The organism is Microbacterium sp. PRC9 (assembly GCF_031844125.1).
Lineage (GTDB): Bacteria > Actinomycetota > Actinomycetes > Actinomycetales > Microbacteriaceae > Microbacterium.
Genome location: NZ_JAUZUR010000006.1, coordinates 203,347 through 226,160, shown reverse-complemented (window position 1 = coordinate 226,160; position 22,814 = coordinate 203,347). Strand labels below are relative to the sequence as shown.

Below are 22,814 nucleotides of genomic sequence, written 5' to 3'. Positions count from 1 at the left end.
ACTCGGTACCGCGTCTTCGCCCACGGCGAACGGCTCCCAGCCCCCGTGTCGGAGGCCCCACCTAGACTTGTCGGGTGCCCATCGTCCCTGTCGCCCTGCCCGCAAACATGCCCGGGAACTCCGTCGGCGGTACCAGCGGAAAGCTCAGCGTCCGCGGTGCCCGCGTGCACAACCTCAAGGATGTCGACCTCGACATCCCGCGCGATTCGCTCGTCGTCTTCACCGGCCTTTCGGGCTCGGGCAAATCGAGCCTGGCGTTCGACACGATCTTCGCCGAGGGCCAGCGCCGCTACGTCGAGTCGCTGAGCGCGTACGCGCGGCAGTTCCTGGGCCAGGTCGATCGCCCCGACGTCGACTTCATCGAGGGCCTGAGTCCCGCCGTGTCGATCGACCAGAAGTCCACGAACCGCAACCCGCGGTCGACGGTCGGCACGATCACCGAGATCCACGACTACATGCGTCTGCTGTGGGCGCGCATCGGCGTGCCCCACTGTCCCGAGTGCGGCGCCGTCATCCAACGCCAGACGGTGCAGCAGATCGCCGACCAGCTCATGGAGCTGCCCGAGCGCACGCGCTACCAGATCGTCGCCCCCGTCGTCACCCAGAAGAAGGGCGAGTTCGTCGACCTCTTCAAGGAGCTCGGCGCGAAGGGGTATGCCCGGGCCATCGTCGACGGCGAGCTCATCCAGCTCGCCGAGCCGCCCGCGCTCAAGAAGAGCTACAAGCACGACATCGCGGTCGTGGTCGACCGTCTCGTCGCGGCTCCCGGCATCCTGGACCGCGTCACCGACTCCGTCGAGACCGCGCTGTCGCTCGCGGGCGGCGTCGTGCAGGTCAACTTCGTCGATGAAGAGGGGGATGCCGCGTGGCAGTCCTTCTCCGAGAAGCTGGCGTGCCCGAACGGCCACCCGCTGCAGCTCACCGAGATCGAGCCGCGCACGTTCTCCTTCAACGCGCCGTTCGGCGCGTGCCCCGCGTGCTCGGGCCTCGGGACACGCATGTCGGTCGACGTCGAGCTCATGCTCGGTGACGAGGATCTGTCGATCCGCGAGGGCGTCCTCATCCCGTGGACGACGCAGGGCAAGGGACTCTTCCAGTACTACGAGCGCCTGCTCGAGGGACTCGCAGCTGACCTCGCCTTCTCGCTCGACACGCCGTGGAAGCGCCTCCCGTCCGAGGTGCGCGAGGCGGTGCTGCGCGGTGAGAACTACAAGGTCACGGTCAAGTGGAAGAACCGCTACGGCCGCGAGATGCGGTACTCGTCGGGCTTCGAGGGCGTCGTGCCCTACATCGAGCGGCAGTACACGCAGGCAGAGTCCGACACGCAGCGCCAGCGCTGGTCGGAGTACCTCCGCGAGGTGCCGTGCCCCGTGTGCGACGGTGCCCGGCTCAAGCCCGAGGTGCTGGCCGTGCAGGTGCACGGGCATTCCATCGCGGATGCCTCGCGCCTGAGCCTCGGCGAGGCGCGTGAGTACTTCGCCCAGCTGACGCTCACCGAGCGCGAGGCGACGATCGCCGCGCAGGTGCTGCGCGAGATCCGCCTCCGGCTGGACTTCCTCATCCGCGTCGGCCTCGACTACCTGAGCCTGAGCCGTGCCGCGGCGACGCTCTCGGGTGGCGAGGCGCAGCGCATCCGGCTCGCGACCCAGATCGGCTCGGGCCTCACCGGCGTGCTGTACGTGCTCGACGAACCGTCGATCGGCCTGCACCAGCGCGACAACCGCCGCCTCATCGAGACGCTCGTGGCGCTGCGCGACCTCGGCAACACGCTCATCGTCGTCGAGCACGACGAGGAGACGATCCACGCCGCCGACTGGGTGGTCGACATCGGCCCCGGCGCGGGCGTCAACGGCGGTGAGGTCGTGCACTCCGGCCCGATCGGCGAGCTCCTCGCCGACCCCGATTCGATCACCGGCGACTACCTGTCGGGCCGCCGCTCCATCCCCACTCCGAAGAAGCGCCGCAAGATCGACAAGAAGCGTCAGGTGACGGTCGTCGGCGCGCGCGAGAACAACCTCAAGAACGTCACGGTCGACTTCCCGCTCGGCGTGCTCACCGCGGTCACCGGGGTCAGCGGCTCGGGCAAGTCCTCGCTGGTCAACGGCATCCTGTACCAGGTCCTCGCGACGCGTCTCAACGGCGCCCGCCGGGTCGCCGGCAAGCACACGCGCGTGACCGGGCTCGACAACCTCGACAAGGTCGTGCACGTCGACCAGGCGCCGATCGGCCGCACGCCGCGGTCGAACCCGGCGACCTACACCGGGGTGTTCGACCGGATCCGCACGCTGTTCAGCGAGACCCCCGAGGCCAAGGTGCGCGGCTACCAGCCGGGCCGGTTCAGCTTCAACGTCAAGGGCGGCCGCTGCGAGGCGTGCTCCGGCGACGGCACGATCAAGATCGAGATGAACTTCCTGCCCGACGTGTACGTCGACTGCGAGGTCTGCCACGGCAAGCGGTACAACCGCGACACCCTGGCAGTGCACTACAAGGGCAAGAACATCGCCGAGGTGCTCGAGATGCCGATCGCCGAGGCGGCGGAGTTCTTCGAGCCGATCCAGGCGATCCACCGCTACCTGAAGACGCTCGTCGACGTGGGTCTCGGCTACGTGCGGCTCGGCCAGTCGGCCACGACGCTCTCGGGCGGCGAGGCGCAGCGCGTGAAGCTCGCGACCGAGCTGCAGCGGCGCACGAACGGCCGGTCGATCTACGTGCTCGACGAGCCCACGACGGGTCTGCACTTCGAAGACGTGCGCAAGCTCCTCGAGGTGCTCAACGGCCTCGTCGACAAGGGCAACACCGTCATCGTCATCGAGCACAACCTCGACGTCATCAAGTCGTCGGACTGGGTGATCGACCTCGGGCCCGAGGGCGGCGCCGGTGGCGGGCAGATCATCGCGACGGGCACGCCCGAGCAGGTCGCGCGCGCCGAGGGCAGCCACACCGGCGCGTTCCTCGCCGAGGTGCTGGGGCTTCGCGCCCCGACGCACGCGGTCACCGAGCTCGTCGAGGCCCGCAAGGCCGGCTGAGCCGCATGGCGCGCTCCGCTCCCACCGTCCCGTATAAGCCGAAGCCGGGCGAGATCCCGACGAATCCCGGGGTCTACCGCTTCCGCGACCGCGACGGACGTGTGCTGTACGTCGGCAAGGCGAAGAACCTTCGCGCCCGGCTGTCGAACTACTTCGCGCCGCTGCACACGCTCCACGAGCGCACGCGGCGGATGGTGACGACCGCGGCGTCCGTCGAATGGACCGTCGTCGCGACCGACGTCGACTCGCTGCAGCTCGAGTACCAGTGGATCAAGGAGTTCGATCCGCCGTTCAACGTCCGCTACAAGGACGACAAGTCGTACCCGTTCATGGCGATCACGCTCGCCGACGAGGCGCCGCGCGTCATCGTGACACGCAACCGCCGCATCCCGGGGGCGAAGTACTTCGGCCCGTACCCGAAGGTGTGGGCCGTGCACGACACGATCGACCTGATGATCAGGGTGTTCCCGATCCGCACCTGCAGCGATTCGTCGTACAAGAAGGCGATGGCCACCGGGAGGCCGTGCTTCCCCGGGCAGATCGGCCGCTGTGGCGGGCCGTGCTCGATGAAGGTCACCATCGAGGAGCACCGGGCGATCGTCGACGACTTCATCGCCTTCATGTCGGGGGGCGATCAGCGCTTCACCCGGGAGCTCACCGCGCGCATGCGCGAGGCGTCTGCCGCGATGGACTACGAGGCGGCCGCCGTCTATCGCGACAGGCTGCAGTCGATCGACGCCGTGCTTAACCGCAGCGCGCTCGTGCTCGCCGCGGACACCGACGCCGACCTCTTCGGCATCGCCGAGGACGAGCTGGCCGCCACGGTGCAGCACTTCGTGATCCGCGGCGGCCGCGTGCGCGGTGTGCGCGCGACGACGATCGAGAAAGAGCTCGACATCACCGGCGGCGAACTCGTCGACCAGGTCCTGCAGCGCACATACGGCAACGCCGCAGGCGCCGACATCCCGAAGCAGGTGCTCGTGCCGGCGATGCCCGACGACGCTGCCGACCTCGAGGAGTGGCTGCGTGGGCGCCGTGGCAAGGCCGTGACCATCCAGATCGCCCAGCGCGGCCGCAAGGCCGACCTCATGCGCACCGCCACGCTCAACGCCCAGCAGGCGCTGATGCTCCACAAGACCCGCCGCACCAGCGACTACGTCGCCCGCAGCCAGGCGCTCACCGATCTGCAGGAGGCCCTCGACCTCGTCGAGGCGCCGCTGCGCATCGAATGCTTCGACGTGTCGCACCTGAGCGGCACGAACGTCGTCGCATCGATGGTCGTCTTCGAAGACGGCCTGCCCCGCAAGGACCAGTACCGCTCGTTCGGCGTCGCCGAGACCACCGACGACACCGACTCGCTCTACCAGGTGCTCACACGCCGGCTCGCGTACCTCGATCGTCCGGAGGAGAACGAGCCGGAGGCTGCACCCGACCCGACCGCGGACGGCGAGGTCGTGACCGAGCGGCGCCGCCCGCGCTTCGCCTACCGCCCGCAGCTGCTGGTGGTCGACGGCGGCAAGCCGCAGGTCGAGGCGGCGGCGCGGGCGCTCCGCGATGCCGGCCACGAGGAGATCGCGCTGTGCGGCATCGCCAAGCGCCTCGAGGAGGTGTGGCTGCCGGGGGAGGAGTACCCCGTCATCCTGCCTCGCACGTCGGAGGCCCTGTACCTGCTGCAGCGGCTGCGCGACGAGGCCCACCGCTTCGCGATCACGCACCAGCGCAAGCGCCGCCGCCGCGACATCCAGAGCGTGCTCGCGGAGGTGCCGGGCCTCGGCGAGGCGCGCATCAAGGCGCTGCTGCGTCACTTCGGGTCGGTGTCGGCGCTGAAGAAGGCGACGCCGGAGGAGATCGCCGAGCTTCCGGGCGTCGGCCCCAAGCTCGCGTCGGCCGTCCACACCCACCTCGCGCAGCCGGCCGCGCTTTCCGACGCGTCATAGCGCCCGTCGTGCCGACGAGCGGCCGTCCGGTATGACTAGGCTTGTCGGGACGGGGGTGGTCATGGGCGAGGCGACACGTCAGGACGTCGGAGAAGTGCTGATCGTCACGGGGATGTCGGGCGCCGGGCGGTCCACCGCGGCGAACGCGCTGGAGGATCTCGACTGGTACGTCGTCGACAACCTCCCCCCGCAGATGCTCAAGCCGCTGCTCGACCTCACCGAGCTCGCCGGGGGAGTGCTGCCCCGGGTCGCCGTCGTGGTCGACGTGCGCGGACGGGACCTCTTCTCGGACCTTCCCGACGCGATGCGCGCGCTCCGCGAGCGCCGCCAGATCCGCGTGCTGTTCCTGGATGCCTCGAACGAGGTGCTCGTGCGGCGCTTCGAGGCCGTGCGGCGCCCGCATCCGCTGCAGGGCGACGGCACGATCCTCGACGGCATCCGTCGCGAGCGTGCGCGCCTCGCGGCCGTCCGTGAGAGTGCCGACGTCATCATCGACACGTCGTCGTACAACATCCACCAGCTGGCCACCAAGGTCGCCGACCTCTTCAGCGAAGAGGGCGCGGCCCGGCACACGGTGACGCTCCAGAGCTTCGGCTTCAAGTACGGGCTGCCACCGGACGCCGACATCGTGGCCGACATGCGGTTCCTCCCGAACCCGTTCTGGGACGAGCGTCTTCGCCCGTTCACGGGGGAGGACGAGGAGGTGCGCGAATACGTCCTCGGCCAGGAGGGCGCGGAGGAGTTCCTCGACGCGTACAGCGCCGCGCTGCGTCCCGTGCTCGAGGGGTACCAGCGCGAGAACAAGAGCCACTCTGTCGTCGCGATCGGCTGCACCGGCGGGAAGCACCGCTCGGTCGTGATGGTGCGCGAGCTCGCGCAGCGCCTCGCGAGCGTTCCCGGCGTCGCCGTCCGCGTGACGCATCGCGATCTCGGACGCGAGTGACGAGCCCGCCCGGCCGGAGCGGCCGGGTAGGCTTGACGGTCGTTCCCGCAAGACCCATGAAGGAGACCCGTGTCGCTGACCGCTGACGTGAAGGCCGAGCTGATCACCGTGCGAGACCCGCGCCCTACGGCACGGGTGGCGGAGCTCACGTCACTGCTGCGATTCTCGGGAGGCCTGCACTCGATCGCCAACCGCGTCGCGGTCGAGGCCGAGCTGGACTCCGACATCCTCGCTCGCCGCACCGCCCGCGACCTCATGGAGCTCTACGGCGTGCGCCCCGAGCTCGTCCACGTGCAGGGATCGGGTGCACGCACGGGCAGTCATTACGCCGTCCGCGTGATCGAGGGCGGCGAGACGCTCGCCCGTCAGACCGGCCTGCTCGACCAGCGCCGCCGCCCGGTCCGCGGCCTTCCCAACAAGCTCACCACCGGGTCGCGCGGCGACCTCGCTGCCATCTGGCGCGGCGCGTTCCTCGCCGCCGGAACGCTCAGCGACCCGGGCCGCTCGGCTGCGCTGGAGATCACCTGCCCGTCGTCTGAGGCCGCGATGGCGCTCGTCGGCGCCGCCCACCGGCTCGGCATCGCCGGCAAGGCGCGCGAGGTGCGCGGCATCCCGCGCGTCGTCGTGCGCGAGGGCGAGGCGATCCGCGCCGCCCTGGCCGCCATGGGCGCCGTGCGCGCCGCCGGCGAGTGGGACCAGATGCGCCAGCGCCGCGAGGTGCGCGCGGGCGTCAACAGGCTCGTGAACTTCGACGACGCCAACCTGCGCCGCTCGGCGCAGGCCGCCGTCGCCGCCTGCGCGCGGGTCGAGCGCGCACTCGAGATCCTCGGCGACGAGGTGCCCGACCATCTCCGTCAGGCGGGCGACCTGCGTCTCGCGCACCGCGACGCGAGCCTCGACGAGCTCGGCCACCACGCCGACCCGCCGCTCACGAAGGACGCCGTCGCAGGCCGCATCCGCCGCCTCCTCGCGATGGCCGACAAGAAGGCCGAGGCCGAGGGGCTTCCGGGCACCGAATCAGCCGTTCCCGCCGGTATCGAGGACTGACAGCGCCGCACGGATGCCGCGGGCCGCGGCTGGGCCCACGCGCCCGAGGCTCCGCGCAGCGCGAAGCGATGCGTGGAGGGGGCGTGGGGACCGTCTTCCCGTCTTCCACACGTCACAGACGGAAGCAACCCCGCCTCGCGGGTGTTGCCGCTCAGTAGGATGAAATCCGTCACCCTCGCTGCGCCGGGGACTTCGGCGCGCGCCGACAGGAAGAAGAGAACATGGCGAAGTACACCTTGCCCGACCTCCCTTACGACTACGCCGCACTCGAGCCGCACATCAGCGGCAAGATCATGGAGCTGCACCACAGCAAGCACCACCAGGCGTATGTGACCGGCGCGAACACCGCGCTGGAGCAGCTGGCCGAGGCGCGCGAGACCGGCAGCCTCGCGAACGTGAACAAGCTCGAGAAGGACCTCGCGTTCCACCTCGGCGGTCACGTCAACCACTCGATCTTCTGGACCAACCTGTCGCCCGAGGGCGGCGGCGAGCCGGAAGGCGAGCTGCGCGCAGCCATCGACGAGTTCTTCGGCGGCTTCGACAAGTTCCAGGCGCATTTCACCGCCGTGGCCAACGGGATCCAGGGTTCCGGCTGGGCCGTCCTCAGCTGGGACCCGATCGGCGAGCAGCTCATCATCCAGCAGCTGTTCGACCAGCAGAGCAACACCGCGCAGGGCACGATCCCGATCTTCCAGCTCGACATGTGGGAGCACGCCTTCTACCTCGACTACCTCAACGTGAAGGCCGACTACGTCAAGGCCGTCTGGAACATCGCGAACTGGCAGAACGTCGCCCAGCGCCTCGACGCCGCCCGCCAGAAGACCTCCGGCCTGCTGGTACTGTCCTAGTTAGCGCGGCCGTCCCGGCGGGGCAGCCCGCCGGGACGCCGTTGTCCTCGTTCGCATCGCAACAACCGCGCATTCGCGCACGACACATCTCAGGAGAAACTCCGTGACTGTCAAGATCGGCATCAACGGCTTCGGCCGAATCGGACGCAACTACCTCCGCGCGGCTCTCGCGCAGGGCGCGGACCTCGACATCGTGGCGGTGAACGACCTCACCGACAACAAGACGCTGGCGCACCTGCTCAAGTACGACTCGGTGGGCGGCGTGCTCGACGCCGAGGTCTCGTACGACGCGGACTCGATCACCGTCGGCGACAAGAAGATCAAGGTCTTCGAAGAGCGCGACCCCGCGAACCTGCCCTGGGGCGAGCTCGGCGTCGACATCGTCATCGAGTCCACGGGCCGTTTCACCAAGGCGGCTGACGCCAAGAAGCACGTCGAGGGTGGCGCGAAGAAGGTCCTCATCTCGGCTCCCGCGACAGGTGACGACGTCACCGTCGTGATGGGCGTGAACGAGGGCGACTACGACCCCGCGAACCATGTCATCATCTCGAACGCCTCGTGCACCACGAACTGCCTCGCACCCCTCGCGAAGGTCTTCAACGACGCCTTCGGCATCGAGCGCGGCTTCATGATGACGGCGCACGCCTACACCGCCGACCAGAACCTGCAGGACGGCCCGCACAGCGACCTGCGTCGCGCGCGCGGCGCGGCGATCAACATCGTCCCCGCCTCGACCGGTGCCGCCAAGGCGATCGGCCACGTGCTGCCCGAGCTCAACGGCAAGCTGAGCGGCTCGTCGTACCGTGTCCCGGTTCCCACCGGCTCGATCGTCGACCTCACCATCGTCACGCCGACCGAAGGCCTCACGGTCGAGCAGGTCAACGCCGCCTACAAGGCTGCGGCCGCCGACGGCCGCCTCGCCGGGTACCTGCAGTACACCGAGGACCCGATCGTCTCGAGCGACATCCAGGGCAACCCGCACTCGTCGATCTTCGATGCGGAGCTCACGAACGTCAGCGGCAACCTGGTCAAGGTGTCGGCCTGGTACGACAACGAGTGGGGCTACTCCAACCGCCTCGTCGACCTCACCGAGTACGTCGCCGAGAGCCTGTAACCACCGCCATGGCTCTGCGCACCCTCGATTCGCTGGGTTCGCTGGCCGGCAAGCGCGTCATCGTCCGTGCTGATCTGAACGTTCCTCTCCAGGACGGGATCATCACGGACGATGGCCGTGTGCGGGCCACGCTCCCCACGCTGAACTCCCTGATCAACCAGGGCGCCCGCGTCATCGTCTGCTCGCACCTCGGCCGCCCGGACGGCGCTCCCGACCCGAAGTACAGCCTCGAGCCGGTCGCCCAGCGCCTCTCGGAGCTCCTCGGCAAGCCTGTCGCGTTCGCGCGCGACACGGTGGGGGAGTCGGCCCGCGAGGCGGTCGCCGCCCTCGAGGACGGCGACGTCGCGATCATCGAGAACCTCCGCTTCAACCCGGGTGAGACCGCCAAGGACGACGCGACCCGTCGCGCGTTCGCGGAGGAGCTCGCCACGCTCGGCGACGTCCTCGTCTCCGACGGGTTCGGCGTCGTGCACCGCAAGCAGGCGTCGGTGTACGACCTCGCCGAGCTGCTCCCGTCGGCGGCCGGCTTCCTCATCGAGAAGGAGGTCGACGTCCTCGACCGCCTGACCGAGAACCCCGAGCGGCCGTACACCGTCGTGCTCGGCGGCTCGAAGGTCAGCGACAAGCTGGGCGTCATCGACCACCTGCTGCCGCGCGTCGACCGTCTGCTCGTCGGCGGCGGCATGCTGTTCACCTTCCTCGCGGCACAGGGCCACAAGGTCGGCTCGAGCCTCCTCGAGGCCGACCAGCTCGACACCGTGCGCGAGTACATGCGGCGCGCCGAGGAGTCGGGCGTCGAGCTCGTGCTGCCGACCGACGTCGTCGTCGCCTCGAAGTTCGGCGCCGACGCGGAGCACGTGGTGACGCCCGCCGACGGCATCGAAGACACGGCGTTCGGGGCAGCGGGCCTCGGACTCGACATCGGTCCCGACACCGCCGAGCGGTTCGCGGCGCTCGTGCGCGACTCGAAGACGGTGTTCTGGAACGGCCCGATGGGCGTGTTCGAGCTCGCGCCGTTCGCGGCGGGCACCCAGGCGGTCGCGCAGGCTCTCACCGAGGTCGACGGCCTGTCGGTCGTCGGCGGCGGCGACTCCGCCGCGGCCGTCCGCCAGCTCGGATTCGCCGACGACGCCTTCGGTCACATCTCGACCGGCGGCGGCGCCAGCCTCGAGTTCCTCGAGGGCAAGAAGCTCCCCGGACTGGAGGTCCTCGGATGGCAGTAGCAGGCCGCACCCCGCTCATCGCGGGCAACTGGAAGATGAACCTCGACCACCTGCAGGCGGTCGCGTTCGTGCAGAAGCTGCATTGGACCCTGAAGGACGCCAAGCACGACGACGGATCGGTCGAGGTCGCGGTGTTCCCGCCCTTCACCGACCTGCGGACCGTGCAGACGCTGCTCGATGCCGACAAGATCCCGTTCGCCCTCGGCGCGCAAGACCTGTCGGCGCACGACTCGGGTGCGTACACCGGCGAGATCTCGGGTGCGTTCCTGGCGAAGCTCGACGCGAAGTACGTCATCATCGGCCACTCCGAGCGTCGGCAGTACCACGACGAGACCGACGAGGTCGTGGGCTCGAAGGTCAAGGCCGCGCTCAAGCACGGCCTCGTGCCCGTGATCTGCGTCGGCGAGACCAGCGAGGACCTGGAGAAGTTCGGCGCGAGCGCCGTGCCGGTCAGCCAGCTGTCGGTCGCACTCGAAGGGCTGAAGGCCGACGCCGACATCGTCGTCGCCTACGAGCCCGTCTGGGCCATCGGCTCGGGACAGGCCGCGACGCCGGAGCAGGCACAGGACGTGTGCGCCAAGCTCCGCGAGGTCATCGGCGAGAAGCTCGGTGCAGACGCTGCAGCGCGCACGCGCGTGCTCTACGGCGGGTCGGTGAAGTCCGCGAACATCGCGAGCTTCATGCGCGAACCCGACGTGGACGGCGCCCTGGTCGGCGGTGCGAGCCTCGTCGTCGACGAGTTCGCCGCGATCATCCGCTACCAGAAGCACGTCGGGGTCTGACCCCGCGGCCGGCGGGCGGTGAGGATTCCTCACCGCCCGCCGGCCTACACGTATACTTGACCCTTGTGCGATCGGCGAACGATCGCAGCGAAAGGCTTCAACGACTGTGCAGATCCTCGAGTTCGTCCTGCAGGTGCTTCTCGGCATCACGAGTCTCCTGCTGACTCTCCTCATCCTGCTCCACAAGGGGCGCGGCGGCGGCCTGTCCGACATGTTCGGCGGCGGCATGACGTCGGCGCTCGGCTCCTCGGGCCTCGCAGAGCGCAATCTCAACCGGTTCACGGTGGTGCTCGCCCTGGTGTGGTTCGCCTCGATCGTCGCGCTCGGCCTGATCACGAAGTTCCAGGCCCTCTGATGGCGACCGGAGGCAACGCGATCCGCGGCACCCGCGTCGGTGCCGGACCGATGGGCGAGCAGGACCACGGCTTCCACGCCGAGCGCGTGGCCGTCTCCTACTGGGACGCCCTCGGCAACGAGACCGTGCGCTACTTCGCGGCGGGCATCCCCGAGGAGGAGATCCCCGACACGATCGACTCGCCGCACTCCGGCCTGCCGGCCGGTCGCGACAAGGAGAACCCTCCGGCCGTCGCGAAGACCGAGCCGTACAAGACCCACCTCGCGTACGTGAAGGAGCGCCGCACCGAGGAAGAGGCCGAGACCCTCCTCGACGACGCGCTGAAGCAGCTGCGCGAGCGCCGCGGCCAGGACTGAGTCACCGTACAGACATACGAGAAGAGCGGATGCCGAGGCATCCGCTCTTCTCGTATGTCCGGGGTCAATACTCCCGGTCGATGAGGTCCGGCGGCACCTGGGCGGCGGCGGCCTGGTCGACGAAGAACGTCGTGCGCTTGCGGCCCTTCGCGCCGGCGGCCGGCACGCTCGCGTAGCTGGCGCCCGCGAGGGCGAGGCCCAGGGCCGCCGCCTTGTCGGCGCCCGCCAGCACGAGCCACACCCGCTTCGAGCTGTTGATGACCGGGCGCGTCATGGTGATGCGCTCCGGCGGGGGCTTGGGGGAGTCGCGCACCGCGACCACGGCGCGATCCGTGATCTGGATCTCGGAGCGGTCCGGGAAGAGCGAGGCGATGTGCCCGTCGGGCCCGACGCCGAGGAAGCACACGTCGAACGACGGCCAGGCGCCTTCGGCACCCGGGAAGCGCGCGAGCTCTTCGGCGTACGCCGCGGCGGCGGCGTCGAGGTCGGCGCCGTCGTCGCTCCCGAGGGTCGCGTGGATGTTCTCCTCGGGGATCTCGAGATCGTCGAGGAACGCCTCACGGGCCTGTCGATCGTTGCGGTCGGCGTGGCCGAGCGGAACGAAGCGCTCGTCGCTCCACCAGAAGTGCACCCGCGACCAGTCGATGCGCGCCGCGCGCGGATTGCGCGCGGCGGCGGCGAGCACGGCCGAACCCATCGATCCGCCGGTGAGCGAGATGTGCGCGAGCTTGCCCTCGTCGATCCGCTTGATCACCCGGCTGAGGAAGCGGGGCGCGACCGATTCGGCCAGTGCGGCGGGATCGGAGCTGATGATGACGCGTTTCTCTGCCCAGCCCTCAGGCATCCGTCTGCGTCCCGTTCGTCAGCCGCGCACCGCTCATCAGGCCTGCGTCCCCTTCGTCGCCGGGGGGTCGAGCAGCTCCCAACCCTCGGTGATGACTCGACCATACAGGACGTCCGGGTCGAGCCGACGAAGCTCCTCCGCGAGGCATTCGCGGAGCGTCCGGCGGGGGAACGCGAGGTCGTGCGTCGGCTGGCCGGGCTGCGTGAGGATCGCCACACCGGGCGTCGGGCGCTCGAGGAGCACCTCGCCGCTGGGGCGGACGAGGGCGACCGACTTGATGCCATGCGGCCACTCTTCGGCGTCGAGGTACGCCCAGTCGACCGGCACGTCGAGGGTGAGGCGCAGCCACGCCGCCAGGAGCGCGGTGGAGGGCGAATCGGACGCCCCGCGCACGCGCACGCCCACGACGGGCTCGTACGGCGGCTGGTCGAGGATCGCCGCCAGCTGCTCGCGCCAGCGCGTCAGGCGCGTCCACGCGAGGTCGGTGTCGCCCGGCGCGTACTGCTCGCCGAGGTCGGCGACCCAGGCCGACGGGTCGGACTTGGTCGCGGCATCCGTGATCCGGCGCTGCGCGATGCGGCCGATCGACGTCTTGGAGATGTGGTCGGGGGTCCGGTTGGGCCACCACACCACCACGGGGGCGTCGGGGAGCAGAAGACCGGTGACGAGGCTCTCGAGGTTCGAGCGGCCGGCGTCTCCGAACGCGCGCAGCGTGACGACCTCGCTCGCGCCCGCGTCGCCGCCGACGCGGATCTGCGCGTCGAGGCGGGACTCGCCGTCGCCGGAGTCCGGGATCATGAGCACGATGACGCGCATCGGGTGCTCGCGCGACGCGTCGTTCGCGGCCTCGATGACCTCTTCGACGGCGCCTTCACGCGTCAGGATGACGAGCGTCAGCACACGGCCGAGCGCGACCGCCCCGCCTTCCTCGCGCACGTTGACCAGTGCGCGGGAGATCTTGCTGACGGTGGTGTCGGGAAGGTCGACGATCACGGGCGCCTCCAGGTGCGGCCATCGCGGGAGAGCATCTCGTCCGCGGATTCCGGGCCCCACGACCCGGGTGAGTACTGTTCGAGCGGTCCGCCCTGGGCGTCCCAGAACTTCTCGATCGGGTCGAGGATCTTCCACGACAGCTCGACCTCTTCGTGCCGCGGGAACAGCGGCGGGTCTCCGAGCAGCACGTCGAGGATCAGGCGCTCATAGGCCTCGGGGCTGGCCTCGGTGAACGCGTGGCCGTAGCCGAAGTCCATCGTGACGTCGCGCACCTGGGCGCCGGCACCGGGCACCTTCGAGCCGAAGCGGATCGTGACGCCCTCGTCGGGCTGCACGCGGATCACGAGGGCGTTCTGGCCCTGACCCGAGGTCTGGCTGCGCGAGAACAGCAGCTCGGGCGCGCGCTTGAACACCACGGCGATCTCGGTGACGCGGCGGCCGAGGCGCTTGCCGGTGCGCAGGTAGAACGGCACGCCGGCCCAGCGGCGTGTGTTCACCTCGAGCGTGACGGCGGCGTAGGTCTCGGTCGTGGACTGCGGGTTCATGCCGTCTTCCTCGAGGAAGCCGAGCACCTTCTCGCCGCCCTGCCATCCGCCGGCATACTGCCCACGGGCGGTCGAGCGCGCGAGGTCGGCCGGCAGCGTGACGGCCGCGAGGACCTTCTCCTTCTCGGCGCGGAGGTCCTTCGCGTCGAACGAGATGGGCTCCTCCATCGCGGTGAGCGCCATCAGCTGCAGCAGGTGGTTCTGGATGACGTCGCGTGCGGCGCCGACACCGTCGTAATACCCGGCGCGGCCGCCGACTCCGATGTCCTCCGCCATCGTGATCTGCACGTGGTCGACGTAGTTGCGGTTCCAGATCGGCTCGTACAGCTCGTTCGCGAAGCGCAGCGCCAGGATGTTCTGGACCGTCTCCTTGCCGAGGTAGTGGTCGATGCGGAAGATCGAGTCCGTCGGGAACGCCGAGCGGAGCACGTCGTTGAGCGCGCGCGCCGACTCCTGGTCGTGGCCGAACGGCTTCTCGATGACGACACGGCGCCAGCGGTCGGGCTGGTCGGCGGTGTCGTCGACGAGACCCGACGCCTTCAGCTGCTCCGCCACGAGCGGGAACGCCTTCGGCGGGATCGACAGGTAGTACGCGTGGTTGCCCATCGTTCCGCGCTCGGTGTCGAGCTTGTCGACGGTGTCCTTCAGACGGCGGAAGGCTTCCGGGTCGTCGAACTCGCCCGAGACGAAGCGGATGCCTTGGAGCAGCTGCTGCCACGTCTCGTCGCGGAATTCGGTCCGCGCGTGCTGGCGCACGGCGTCGTAGACGACCTTGGCGAAGTCCTGGTCCTCCCAGTCTCGCCGCGCGAAGCCGACGAGCGCGAAGCCGGGAGGCAGCAGCCCGCGGTTGGCGAGGTCGTAGACGGCGGGCATGAGCTTCTTGCGGGAGAGGTCTCCCGTGACGCCGAAGATGACGAGCGCGCTCGGGCCGGCGATGCGGTTGAGGCGACGGTCTTCGGAGTCGCGCAGCGGGTTGTGCCCGCGCGAGATCTCGACGGTCATGTGGGGATCGAACTCCTACTGTGCCGCTTCGAAGAGCGAGAGCACTTCGATCTGGGGGTCGGTGAGGGTCAGGGTCACGACGGGACGGCCGTGGCCTTCGGCGAGCACGGCCGCGTCGCCCGCGGCCTGCGCCTGGATCAGCTGGCCGAAAGTGAACGGCCGGCCGGGGATCTCGAGGTCGACATCGGTTCGCTCGAGGATCTGCACGAACACGCCGTTCGCCGGGCCGCCCTTGTGGTACTGGCCCGTCGAGTGCAGGAACCGGGGGCCCCAGCCGAACGTGGTCGGACGAGTGGAGTCCGCGGCGACGAGCTCGCGCAGGCCCGAGAGCTGGCCGAGCTCGAGGCGGTTGACGTACGCCTGGATCGCGACGTATCCGTCCTCGGGAAGGCGCGCCCAGAGCGCGTCGAGCACACCTGCGACGGTTCCGGATGCTGCGAGCTCGGGGTCCGAGACGCGCACCTCGACGCCCTCCACGGCGAACGCCGGGGCGGTGGGCTCAGGACGCGCATCGAGCAGACCACGCGCCGCGACCTTGGCGGACTCGACGTCGGGCTGGTCGAACGGGTTGATGCCCAGCATCCGTCCCGCGATCGCCGTCGCGTACTCCCACACCACGAATTGCGCGCCGAGCGAGCCGCTCACGAGGATCTCGCCCTCGTGGTGCTCGAACAGGTGGAACTTCTTGGCCTCGTCGACCAGCCGCACGATCTGCAGATCGGCGGGCTTCGCGTCGACCTCGGGGGAGACCGGCAGCAGGACGACCGGCAGGATCCCGGTGCCCTCCTTGCCCGTCGACTCGGCGACGAGCTGCTCGATCCAGTCCGGGAGTCCGGCGATGTGGGTGCCGTCGGTGATGAGGCCGAGCTTGTCCTTGCGCGGCTCGCCACCGGCGATCGCCGCGGCGAGCACGAGCGCCGGGTTGTCGGGGCTGTCGATCGACACCTCGAGCAGCGACGCCTCGCCCTCGTCGAGGAGCTCCGAGATGTCGGCGCCCGCGAGACCGGCCGGCACGAGCCCGAACGCGGTGAGCGCCGAGTAGCGGCCCCCGACGGTCGGGTCTGCGTTGAACACGGTGTACCCGTCGGCGCGGGCCTCCTGGTCCAGCGGCGAGCCCGGGTCGGTCACGACGATGATCCGCTCGGCCGGGTCGATGCCGAGGTCGCGGAAGGCGGCCTCGAACGCGCGCTTGGCGGAGTCCGTCTCGACGGTCGAACCCGACTTCGACGACACCACGAGCGCGGTGCGCGTGAGGTCGCCGGCCTCTGCGTCGCCGTCGATCGCGGCGAGCACCTGGCCGGGCGCGGTCGAGTCGAGGATGACCAGCGGCGCGCCTGAGGTCTGTGCGATGACCTCGGGCGCGAGCGACGAGCCGCCCATGCCCGCGAGCACGATACGGGTGACGTTGCGCGCGTGCAGACGCTCGCGCAGCGCCAGGATCTCGGGGACGAGCGGACGCGAGACGCTGACGGCCTCGGTCCACCCGAGTCGACGGGATGCCTCGTCCTCCGCCTCGGGACCCCACAGCGACGAGTCGCCGCCGGTGATCCCCGACGCCACCAGGCTCGCGACGAGCCCGGGAAGCGTCTGCTCGACGACCGACTTGACGTGCCCCGACAGGTGGATGTCGAAGCTCATCGGGTGGCCTGGAGTGCGTCCTCGAGGGCCGCCTTCACGGTGCCCTGCAGGTCGTGCCAGGAGGCGATGAACTTGCTGACGCCCTCGTCCTCGAGCACCTGCGTGACGTCGGCGAAGTCGACGCCGACGGCGGCGAGGTCGGCGAACACCTGGTGCGCGGCCTCGTAGGTGCCGGTCACGGTGTCTCCGGCGATCTGGCCGTGGTCGAAGGTCGCCTCGAGGGTCTTCTCCGGCATCGTGTTGACGGTGCCGGGGGCGACGAGCTCGGTGACGTACAGCGTGTCGGGGAGGTTCGGGTCCTTGACGCCGGTCGAGGCCCACAGCGGACGCTGGGCGCGGGCCCCGGCATCCGTCAGCGCCTTCGCGCGGTCGGTGGCGAACTCCTTCTCGTACAGCTCGTACGCGAGGCGCGCGTTCGCGACGCCGGCGAGGGACTTGAGGCCAGCGGCCTCGTCGGTGCCGATCGCGGCGAGGCGCTTGTCGACCTCGGTGTCCACGCGCGAGACGAAGAACGACGCGACGGAGTGGATCTTCGAGACGTCGTGACCGTTCGCCTGCGCCTGCTCGAGGCCCGCGAGGTACGCGTCGATGACCTCGGCGTAGCGCTCGAGGCTGAAGATCAGCGTCACGTTGACCGAGATGCCCTCGGCGAGCACCGCGGTGATGGCGGGCAGGCCGGCCTTCGTCGCGGGGATCTTGATGTGCACGTTGGGCCGGTCGACCTTCGCCCACAGTTCCTTCGCCTGCGCGATGGTCGCGTCGGTGTCGTGGGCGAGGTCGGGGGAGACCTCGATCGACACGCGGCCGTCCACGCCGCTCGTGGCGTCGTAGACGGGACGGAAGATGTCGGCCGCGTCGCGCACGTCGTCGGTCGTGGCAGCGAAGATCGCGTCGTCGACCGTCGCGCCCGCCTTGGCGAGCTCGGCGATCTGGCCGGCGTACGAGTGTCCGCCGCCGCCGATCGCGCCCTGGAAGATCGTCGGGTTCGTTGTGACGCCCGACACATTGCGCGTCGAGATGAGTTCGGTCAGGTTGCCCGAGGTGATGCGCTCGCGCGACAGGTCGTCGAGCCAGATGCTCACGCCTTCGGCGACCAGCTTCTCAGTGGGGGTGCTCATTCTGCCTTCTCCTCGTGCTTACTTCGCCGTCGCGAGTTCGAGTGCTGCCGTGGCCGCGAGGGACTCGCGGGCGGCCTCGACGACGTGCTCGGCGGTGATGCCGAACTTCTGGAACAGGGTCTTGTAGTCGGCCGACGCACCGAAGTGGTCGATCGCGACGGAGCGGCCGGCGTCGCCGACGATGCCGCGCCAGGTGAGCGCGGAGCCGGCCTCGACCGACACGCGCGCCTTGACGGCGGCGGGGAGGACCTTCTCGCGGTAGGCGGCGTCCTGCTCGTCGAACCACTCGAGCGACGGCGCCGACACGACGCGGGCGTTGATGCCCTCGGCGGCGAGGGTCTCGCGGGCGGAGACCGCCAGCTGGACCTCGGAGCCGGTCGCGATGAGGATCACGTCGGGGGTGCCGTTCGGCGCCTCGGCGAGGATGTACGCGCCCTTGGCGACGCCGTCGGTCGACGCGAACACGTCACCCGATGCCTCGCCGGTGCCGCGGGCGAACACCGGGATGTTCTGGCGGGTCAGCGCGATGCCCGACGGCCCGCCCTGGCGGCGGACGATCTCGAGCCACGCCGCCGAGGTCTCGTTCGCGTCGGCCGGGCGCACCACCGTGAAGTTCGGGATGGCGCGCAGCGTCGCGAGCTGCTCGACCGGCTGGTGGGTCGGGCCGTCCTCGCCGAGCGCGACGGAGTCGTGCGTCCACACGAAGATCGACGGGATGTCCATCAGTGCGGCCAGACGCACCGACGGGCGCATGTAGTCGCTGAAGATGAGGAACGTGCCGCCGAACGGACGCGTCGGGCCGTGCAGCTTGATGCCGTTGACGATCGCGCCCATGGCGTGCTCGCGGATGCCGAAGTGCAGCACCCGGCCGTACGGGTCGCCCGACCACTCGTGGGTCGACCACTCGGCGGGGATGAACGACTTCGCGTCCTTGATGGTGGTGAGGTTCGACTCGGCGAGATCCGCCGATCCGCCCCACAGCTCGGGCAGCACCGCGGCCAGCGCGTTGATGACCGTGCCCGACGCGGCGCGCGTGGAGACGTCCTTGCCGGCTTCGAACGACGGGAGAGCGGATGCCACGTCCTCGGGCAGGTCGCCGGCCTCGAGCCGGTCGAACAGCGCCTTGCGCTCGGGGTTGGCGGCGGCCCACGCGTCGAACGAGGACTGCCAGGCGGCGCGCTCGGTGGCGGCGCGGTCCTTCAGCGCCCGCGTGTGGGCGATGACGTCGTCGGCGACGACGAAGGACTGCTCGGGGTCGAAGCCGAGGACCTTCTTCGTCGCGGCGAGCTCATCGCCGCCGAGCGCGGAGCCGTGGATCTTTCCGGTGTTCTGCTTGCCGGGCGACGGCCAGCCGATGATGGTGCGGAGGATGATGAGCGACGGCTTCGCGGTCTCGCCCTGGGCGGCCTCGATCGCACCGTGCAGCTCGGCGACGTCCTCGACGTACTCGCCGGTCTTCTTCCAGTCCACGATCTGCACGTGCCAGCCGTACGACTCGTAGCGCTTCGCCACGTCTTCGGTGAAGGCGACGTTGGTGTCGTCCTCGATGGAGATCTGGTTCGAGTCGTAGATGGCGATGAGGTTGCCGAGCTCCTGGTGACCCGCGAGCGACGACGCCTCGCTGGTCACGCCCTCCTGCAGGTCACCGTCACCGGCGATCACGTAGATGTTGTGGTCGAACGGCGACTGACCGGCGGGGGCCTCCGGGTCGAACAGGCCGCGCTCGTAGCGGGCCGCGTACGCGAATCCCACCGCCGAGGCGAGGCCCTGACCCAGCGGGCCGGTGGTGATCTCGACGCCCTTGGTGTGGCCGTACTCGGGGTGACCCGGCGTGAGCGAGCCCCACGTGCGCAGCGCCTTGAGGTCGTCGAGCTCGAGCCCGAATCCGCCCAGGTACAGCTGCACGTACTGGGTCAGCGACGAGTGGCCGGCCGACAGGATGAACCGGTCGCGTCCGACCCAGTGGGTGTCCGTCGGATCGTGGCGCAGCACGCGCTGGTACAGCAGGTACGCCGCCGGCGCCAGGCTCATCGCCGTGCCCGGGTGGCCGTTGCCCACCTTCTCCACCGCGTCCGCTGCCAGGACGCGGGCGGTGTCCACCGCGCGCCGATCGATCTCATCCCAAGCCAGTTCCGACACCGGGCCGCCTTTCGTTGGAGGTGCGCCCAAGAATGTGGCCGGCTCGCGGCCCTTGTCCGGATGGAGAAGGGGGAATCGGCGACGGGCGCGCGTGTTTCTCAGCATAGCGAAGGGGCATACCGCCCAGGCCATGCAAGCCGTCTATGTGACAGAGTCTTGCGAAGCCCGGGTCGCCGTCGGTGACATCCCGGTGTCGTGGGAGTCACGTTCTGCTCACGCCCGCCGTTCGGTCGATGTGAGCAGCCGGGCGCCGCTGCTCGCGCCACGCGGGCGGGGCGCGACACGCCGATGCCCTAGACTTGGGGCGAATCTGCAGGCAGCGATTGCGGGGGCCATGGACAGCACGAGAACGGCCGTGACCGTAGCATCCGTCGACGGATCCAGCCGACCTCCGCAGACCTTCGGCCGCACCGTCCGCGCGTACATCGCGCTGATGAAGCCGCGCGTGCTCGAACTGCTGCTGGTGACGACCGTGCCGGTCATGATCCTCGCGCAGGGCGGCTTCCCGGATGTGTGGCTGGTCGTCGCGACCGTCATCGGCGGCACCGCGAGCGCCGGGTCGGCCGCCGCGTTCAACATGTACCTCGACCGCGACATCGACGCGCACATGCAGCGCACGGTGAACCGTCCGCTCGTCACCGGCGAGGTGTCGCCGCGGGGCGCGCTGATCTTCGCCTGGTCGCTCGCGGTGTTCTCTACCGTGTGGCTGTGGCTCACCACGAACTGGCTGGCCGCGACACTCTCGGCCGCCGCCATCTTCTTCTACGTCGTGATCTACACGATGATCCTCAAGCGCCGCACCGAGCAGAACATCGTGTGGGGCGGCATCGCGGGCTGCTTCCCGGTGCTCATCGGCTGGACCGCGGTGACGGGCTCGCTCGCGTGGCCGCCGGTCATCCTGTTCACCCTCGTCTTCCTGTGGACGCCGCCGCACTACTGGCCGCTGTCGATGAAGTACAAGGACCAGTACGAAGAGGTCGACGTGCCCATGCTCGGCGCGACGCGCGCCGGCTCGCAGGTGGGCCTGCAGGTCATCCTGTACGCGTGGGCCACTGTCGTGTGCTCGCTGCTGCTGATCCCCGTCGCCGACATGGGTCTGGTGTACACGGTGTCGTCGCTCGTCTTCGGCGGCTGGTTCATCTACGAGTCGCACGTGCTCTACAACCGCGCCGTGCGGGGCACCGAGCCGCGCCCGATGCGCGTCTTCCACGCCTCGATCACGTACCTCACGCTGCTCTTCGTCGCGATCGCGGTCGACCCGCTGCTCCCGTTCTGATCGGAGAGACGAGAAGAGGCCGCCCGGCATACCGGGCGGCCTCTTCTCTTGCTGGATGGATCAGCGTGCGGCGACGGATGCCTCGGCCTCGGCGTCGACCATCTCAGCGGTCTCGGCGGGGGCGGCGTCGGTCTTCGCCTCGACGGCCCGGGGCTCCTCGGCGGCGGTCTCGGTCTCCGAGTTCCAGTCGATGGGCTCGACGACCTCGACCGGCGCGTGCGGGCGGAGCGTCGAGACGGCGGCGACGCCGAGCGCGAGCAGGATGCCGATGACGCCGGCGCCGATGAGGATCGCGCCGAGCTGGGCGATCGACTGGCCGACGTACACGTCGACGCCGGTCGCGGTGCCGTCGGTCAGGGTCGCGGTCATCGAGGCGATCTTGTCGGTGGTGATGTACCAGCCGCCGGCGATCGTCGCGACGGAGACGACGACGAGGCCCCAGAAGGGGATGCTGCGGACGAGACGGGGGCGGGTGGGCATGTGTCGATCACTCCTCGGGATGCGCGACCCGGGTGGTCGCGGCATCCCACCCTCGCAAAGGAGTCCGTGCGACGCCAATCGGGTTGCTATGGATCAGCTGTGGACGGCCAGGGTCGCGGGCGCCTTCAGGTGCAGCACGACCGTGGTCATCGCAGCGGCAGCGAGCGCGGCGAGGACCATGTGGACGCCGACCGCGAGCTCGGGCAGTCCGTTGCGGGCCTGGTACAGCCCGACCGCGATCTGCACGAGTTCGACGCCGAGGAGGATCACGGTCCAGCGGAGCAGTGACGGAGCGGCCGCTCGAGACCGCCACGCCGCGATCAGGAGCGTGACGGTGAGGGTGAAGAGGGCGTAGCCCGGCCACGCGTGGACGTGCTCCAGCAGTTCGGCGTTGAAGCCGTTGCGACCCGCGTCGGCATCACCGGAGTGCGGTCCGGCGCCGGTGGTCAGCACGCCGAACGCGATCGTGAGCGCCATCGCGAGCGTCGTGACATGCGCCAGCACCGCGTGCCAGCGCGGCACGACGAGCGTGCGCGGCCCGGCGGGCTGCGACATCCGCACCAGGAATGCCGCTGTGATGCACACCAGCGCGAGCGACGAGACGTAGTGGAAGCCGACGATGAAGGGGTTGAGCCCCGTCAGCACGGTGATGCCGCCGACGATGGCCTGCGCGGCGACGCCGCCGAGGACGACGACGGCGAGCACGTAGAGGTCGCGGCGCTCGTGACGGAGCTTCAGTACGAGGATCCACACCGCGAGGGCGATCAGCCCCACCACGCCCGTCATGAGCCGATTGCCGAACTCGATGAGCGAGTGGATGCCCTCATCGATGCCCGGTGTCGGAACGAGCGACTCCGGGGTGCACAGCGGCCACGTGGGGCAGCCGAGGCCGGAACCGGTGAGGCGCACCGCGCCGCCCGTGCCGATGATCGTCACCTCGGCGATGAACGACAGCCACGCGAACACGCGGATCCGCTTGTCGACGTGGTCGGGGAGCCACTGCCAGAAGCGCTGCCAGATTCCGGGGGCGGTGGTCGTGGACTGGGGCGCGGACATGCGGGGGGTGCCTCCTGGCAGAGGCTCCACCTGCTGCGCGTGACAGACGGGGCGCGTCCGCGGCGGGGTGGAACCTGTAGAATCGAGGGGTC

General features: G+C 69.9%; 19 protein-coding genes. 11 read left to right on the top strand and 8 right to left on the bottom strand.

Annotated features, from left to right (window positions below; translation table 11 throughout):
• The first annotated feature begins 74 nt into the window (after positions 1-74).
• From uvrA to Q9R33_RS14865, 10 genes are all read left to right on the top strand, one after another.
• Entirely contained in the window at positions 75-3,026 is a 2,952-nt protein-coding gene (gene uvrA, locus Q9R33_RS14910; RefSeq protein ID WP_396654110.1) for an excinuclease ABC subunit UvrA, read from the top strand.
• Between the two features lie 5 nt (positions 3,027-3,031).
• Complete coding sequence (gene uvrC / locus Q9R33_RS14905) at positions 3,032-4,963, top strand: excinuclease ABC subunit UvrC (RefSeq protein ID WP_311294246.1); 1,932 nt, start codon at positions 3,032-3,034, stop codon at positions 4,961-4,963.
• 61 nt (positions 4,964-5,024) lie between these two features.
• Positions 5,025-5,906, top strand: a complete 882-nt coding sequence (rapZ, locus tag Q9R33_RS14900) for an RNase adapter RapZ (RefSeq protein ID WP_056367150.1) — start codon at positions 5,025-5,027, stop codon at positions 5,904-5,906.
• 69 nt (positions 5,907-5,975) lie between these two features.
• The gene (gene whiA / locus Q9R33_RS14895; RefSeq protein ID WP_056367151.1) at positions 5,976-6,953 is read left to right on the top strand and encodes a DNA-binding protein WhiA; all 978 of its coding nucleotides are present in this window, start codon (positions 5,976-5,978) and stop codon (positions 6,951-6,953) included.
• 221 nt (positions 6,954-7,174) lie between these two features.
• Complete coding sequence (locus Q9R33_RS14890) at positions 7,175-7,801, top strand: superoxide dismutase (RefSeq protein ID WP_056367152.1); 627 nt, start codon at positions 7,175-7,177, stop codon at positions 7,799-7,801.
• 103 nt (positions 7,802-7,904) lie between these two features.
• Positions 7,905-8,915 carry a type I glyceraldehyde-3-phosphate dehydrogenase gene (gene gap / locus Q9R33_RS14885; protein ID WP_056367153.1) on the top strand — a complete coding sequence of 337 codons (1,011 nt, stop codon included), beginning with the start codon at positions 7,905-7,907 and terminating at the stop codon, positions 8,913-8,915.
• An 8-nt stretch (positions 8,916-8,923) separates the two neighbouring features.
• On the top strand, positions 8,924-10,138 hold the full coding sequence (locus Q9R33_RS14880) for a phosphoglycerate kinase (RefSeq protein ID WP_311294245.1): 1,215 nt from the start codon (positions 8,924-8,926) through the stop codon (positions 10,136-10,138).
• Complete coding sequence (tpiA, locus tag Q9R33_RS14875; RefSeq protein ID WP_310249703.1) at positions 10,129-10,920, top strand: triose-phosphate isomerase; 792 nt, start codon at positions 10,129-10,131, stop codon at positions 10,918-10,920. The genes Q9R33_RS14880 and tpiA overlap by 10 nt, the downstream gene beginning before the upstream one ends.
• A 106-nt stretch (positions 10,921-11,026) precedes the next feature.
• Positions 11,027-11,275, top strand: a complete 249-nt coding sequence (gene secG / locus Q9R33_RS14870) for a preprotein translocase subunit SecG (RefSeq protein ID WP_045298839.1) — start codon at positions 11,027-11,029, stop codon at positions 11,273-11,275.
• Entirely contained in the window at positions 11,275-11,631 is a 357-nt protein-coding gene (locus Q9R33_RS14865; protein WP_056367156.1) for an RNA polymerase-binding protein RbpA, read from the top strand. Before secG ends, Q9R33_RS14865 begins: the two co-directional genes overlap by 1 nt.
• A gap of 64 nt (positions 11,632-11,695) precedes the next feature.
• On the opposite strand, the gene pgl is transcribed toward Q9R33_RS14865, so the two are convergent.
• From pgl to tkt, 6 genes are read right to left on the bottom strand one after another with little or no spacing between them, the layout of a single operon-like run.
• A complete protein-coding gene (gene pgl, locus Q9R33_RS14860) occupies positions 11,696-12,475 on the bottom strand; it encodes a 6-phosphogluconolactonase (RefSeq protein ID WP_056367157.1) in 780 nt (259 codons plus the stop codon).
• Positions 12,476-12,511: 36 nt separating this feature from the next.
• A complete protein-coding gene (locus tag Q9R33_RS14855; protein ID WP_056367158.1) occupies positions 12,512-13,468 on the bottom strand; it encodes a glucose-6-phosphate dehydrogenase assembly protein OpcA in 957 nt (318 codons plus the stop codon).
• Positions 13,465-15,015 (bottom strand): glucose-6-phosphate dehydrogenase, encoded by a 1,551-nt coding sequence (gene zwf, locus Q9R33_RS14850; RefSeq protein WP_311294244.1) that lies wholly within the window; start codon positions 15,013-15,015, stop codon positions 13,465-13,467. The genes Q9R33_RS14855 and zwf overlap by 4 nt, the downstream gene beginning before the upstream one ends.
• 15 nt (positions 15,016-15,030) lie before the next feature.
• Positions 15,031-16,653 carry a glucose-6-phosphate isomerase gene (locus tag Q9R33_RS14845; protein WP_311294243.1) on the bottom strand — a complete coding sequence of 541 codons (1,623 nt, stop codon included), beginning with the start codon at positions 16,651-16,653 and terminating at the stop codon, positions 15,031-15,033.
• On the bottom strand, positions 16,650-17,771 hold the full coding sequence (gene tal, locus Q9R33_RS14840; RefSeq protein WP_311294242.1) for a transaldolase: 1,122 nt from the start codon (positions 17,769-17,771) through the stop codon (positions 16,650-16,652). Before tal ends, Q9R33_RS14845 begins: the two co-directional genes overlap by 4 nt.
• Positions 17,772-17,789: 18 nt before the next feature.
• Positions 17,790-19,910 (bottom strand): transketolase, encoded by a 2,121-nt coding sequence (tkt, locus tag Q9R33_RS14835; RefSeq protein ID WP_311294241.1) that lies wholly within the window; start codon positions 19,908-19,910, stop codon positions 17,790-17,792.
• Positions 19,911-20,265: 355 nt separating this feature from the next.
• Here tkt and Q9R33_RS14830 point away from each other — a divergent pair, with 355 nt between their 5' ends.
• Positions 20,266-21,186, top strand: coding sequence for a heme o synthase (locus Q9R33_RS14830; RefSeq protein WP_200919435.1), 921 nt, complete (start codon positions 20,266-20,268; stop codon positions 21,184-21,186).
• 60 nt (positions 21,187-21,246) lie between these two features.
• Here Q9R33_RS14830 and Q9R33_RS14825 read toward each other — a convergent pair whose 3' ends face one another.
• Entirely contained in the window at positions 21,247-21,666 is a 420-nt protein-coding gene (locus Q9R33_RS14825; RefSeq protein ID WP_311294240.1) for a dinucleotide-utilizing enzyme, read from the bottom strand.
• Positions 21,667-21,759: 93 nt separating this feature from the next.
• The gene (locus tag Q9R33_RS14820) at positions 21,760-22,722 is read right to left on the bottom strand and encodes a COX15/CtaA family protein (RefSeq protein WP_311294239.1); all 963 of its coding nucleotides are present in this window, start codon (positions 22,720-22,722) and stop codon (positions 21,760-21,762) included.
• Between the last annotated feature and the right edge of the window lie 92 nt (positions 22,723-22,814).

Excerpts from the sequence above, each read along its gene's own strand:
- tpiA (WP_310249703.1), top strand. The coding sequence starts at position 10,129 with ATGGCAGTAGCAGGCCGCACCCCGCTCATCGCGGGCAACTGGAAGATG.
- Q9R33_RS14845 (WP_311294243.1), bottom strand. The coding sequence starts at position 16,653 with ATGAGCTTCGACATCCACCTGTCGGGGCACGTCAAGTCGGTCGTCGAG.
- rapZ (WP_056367150.1), top strand. The coding sequence starts at position 5,025 with ATGGGCGAGGCGACACGTCAGGACGTCGGAGAAGTGCTGATCGTCACG.
- tal (WP_311294242.1), bottom strand. The coding sequence starts at position 17,771 with ATGAGCACCCCCACTGAGAAGCTGGTCGCCGAAGGCGTGAGCATCTGG.
- Q9R33_RS14865 (WP_056367156.1), top strand. The coding sequence starts at position 11,275 with ATGGCGACCGGAGGCAACGCGATCCGCGGCACCCGCGTCGGTGCCGGA.
- Q9R33_RS14880 (WP_311294245.1), top strand. The coding sequence starts at position 8,924 with ATGGCTCTGCGCACCCTCGATTCGCTGGGTTCGCTGGCCGGCAAGCGC.
- pgl (WP_056367157.1), bottom strand. The coding sequence starts at position 12,475 with ATGCCTGAGGGCTGGGCAGAGAAACGCGTCATCATCAGCTCCGATCCC.
- Q9R33_RS14825 (WP_311294240.1), bottom strand. The coding sequence starts at position 21,666 with ATGCCCACCCGCCCCCGTCTCGTCCGCAGCATCCCCTTCTGGGGCCTC.
- Q9R33_RS14820 (WP_311294239.1), bottom strand. The coding sequence starts at position 22,722 with ATGTCCGCGCCCCAGTCCACGACCACCGCCCCCGGAATCTGGCAGCGC.
- Q9R33_RS14890 (WP_056367152.1), top strand. The coding sequence starts at position 7,175 with ATGGCGAAGTACACCTTGCCCGACCTCCCTTACGACTACGCCGCACTC.
- zwf (WP_311294244.1), bottom strand. The coding sequence starts at position 15,015 with ATGACCGTCGAGATCTCGCGCGGGCACAACCCGCTGCGCGACTCCGAA.
- uvrC (WP_311294246.1), top strand. The coding sequence starts at position 3,032 with ATGGCGCGCTCCGCTCCCACCGTCCCGTATAAGCCGAAGCCGGGCGAG.